General features: G+C 45.5%; 2 protein-coding genes. One reads left to right on the forward strand and one right to left on the reverse strand.

Annotated elements, in window-relative coordinates; genetic code table 11:
* The first annotated feature begins 64 nt into the window (after window positions 1–64).
* The gene (gene lhgO, locus R7P72_RS23670) at window positions 65–1291 is read left to right on the forward strand and encodes an L-2-hydroxyglutarate oxidase (protein WP_318110781.1); all 1227 of its coding nucleotides are present in this window, start codon (window positions 65–67) and stop codon (window positions 1289–1291) included.
* Window positions 1292–1357: 66 nt separating this feature from the next.
* On the opposite strand, the gene R7P72_RS23675 is transcribed toward lhgO, so the two are convergent.
* Entirely contained in the window at window positions 1358–1753 is a 396-nt protein-coding gene (locus R7P72_RS23675) for a cystatin domain-containing protein (protein ID WP_005459310.1), read from the reverse strand.
* Between the last annotated feature and the right edge of the window lie 381 nt (window positions 1754–2134).

Genomic DNA, 2134 nt, shown 5'->3' on the forward strand with positions numbered 1-2134 from the left:
TTGTTTACAGTGGGCGCAAGTTCAAATTGCAACAATCTCAACTATCGGTTTTATAAGAGGTCGTATGAAATCAGTCTATGACTACATTGTTGTGGGTGGTGGTATCGTTGGTGTGTCCACGGCTTGGCAGCTCCAACAACGCCATCCAGAGTGTTCTATTTTATTGGTTGAGAAAGAGTCTGGTTTTGCTAAGCATCAAACCGGGCATAACAGCGGCGTTATCCACGCGGGTGTGTATTATGCGCCGGGCAGCTTAAAAGCCGACTTTTGTAAACGCGGCGTAGAAAAAACGCTCTCGTTTTGCTCTCAGCATAATATTCCGGTCGAAAACTGCGGCAAGTTGTTGGTTGCAACTAACGAGCAAGAAGTCGAACGAATGAACGCCCTTTATGAACGCTGTCGCGTCAACGGGATTGATGTGGAATTGCTTGATGAAGCGCAGCTCAAGTTGGCGGAGCCGAATATCACAGGGTTGGGCGCGATTTACGTGAAAACCACCAGTATTGTTGATTACCGCTTGGTAACAGAGCATATGGCACAGGAGTTCCAAGGTTTAGGTGGTCATATTAGCTTGAGAACCAAGGTGGTTGCCGCCGATGAGAAAGATGAAGAAGTACAACTGACTTGCGTTTCCGATGGACAATCTATGCAGTTGAACTGCAAGTTTCTAGTCACTTGCAGTGGATTGATGGCCGATCGGATGACAAAAATGATGGGCATTCCGACCGATTTTCAAATCGTGCCTTATCGCGGTGAATACTACCGATTAGACAGTAAGCATAACCAAGTGGTGAATCACTTAATCTACCCAATTCCAGATCCAGATTTGCCATTTTTGGGGGAGCACTTGACTCGGATGAGTGATGGTTCTGTGACGGTTGGTCCAAATGCCTTTCAGGGTTGGAAGCGAGAAGGGTATGGAAAAGTGAACTTTAACCTGCAAGATACACTGCAAATGCTGAGCTTTTCTGGCTTTTGGAAAGTCACGCAAAAGCACTTAAAAACGGGCTTGGAAGAGTTTAAAAACTCGTGGTGGAAGCCTGGGTATTTAAAACTGGTCAATAAATATTGTCCGAGTATTCGTGTTGAGGATCTCCAGCCTTACCCTGCAGGGATTCGCGCGCAAGCGGTGTTGTCGGACGGCACTCTAGTGCACGATTTCCTATTTGCAGAGAGCGCAAGAAGCCTTCACGTGTGTAATGCGCCTTCCCCTGCGGCCACATCTGCCATGCCTATCGGAGAGTACATTTGCGATAAGGTCGATGAGAAAGTGGTAGCTAAAGTCGTCTAGTCAGACATATAGAGCCAGTTTTGAACACTGGCTCTTTCATTTCATCAGGTTTTTGTTGGTGGCATTCTACTTCGGGCAAAGTTCGCCTTTTTTGGCGTGTCTTTCGATCATGTAATCGCCTCTTGCACTGCGTAAGACCATTGCGTTCCACACTTCACCGTCTTGAAGCTCGAACTCAAACGCATAGTGAGTACCCGCTACCACTTGAGTGCGTACTTCGTTGATGTTTTTTAATTTATCTTCTGCGTTCATCTGGTACAAAACCATACTCAATGAGCGCTGCGCTTCTGGAGTAACTTGAGAAACTTGCCATCCACCGGGTTGACTCTTTTCTGCCGAACAAATTGCCTGCATTTTCTTTTTCATCGCGGGTGAAACTTGCTTGTCCACGGCGTAGACATTGTTGGTGATCGTGAGGATTGCAAGAGTGGCTGCGGCTCCCCAATATTTCCTAACACTCATAAAGACACTCCGTTATTTGTCCTTGATTGAGTATAAGCACGGCTGTGTTGCTTTACATAATGAGAAGAAGTTGGAACGGAAAGTCGTACAAAATAGTGGAGAGTCCTTTCGATACATAAATGAGCGCCGCTTCACTGAAATTTGTCCGAAAAGTGCACTATATTGAAAGAGTCAGAGACATGGGGTTTCTGGCTTTTCTTTTATCAGGAGGACGAAGACGATGAGAATAAAGGATATTCTCGATAGCCGTTTGGTGCTGTCGTTCTGGTACAACCTAGACTACTGCTTGTCTCTTCTTAGCAAAATCTCTTCTCGTTAATTTCCTCAATGCTCTCGCATTGAAAAGCATCTGATCTATTTGTTTTCTATTCTTACGCTTTA

The sequence above is a fragment of the Vibrio sp. Vb0888 genome, from assembly GCF_033338835.1.
In the GTDB taxonomy this organism is placed as follows: Bacteria; Pseudomonadota; Gammaproteobacteria; order Enterobacterales; family Vibrionaceae; genus Vibrio; species Vibrio alginolyticus.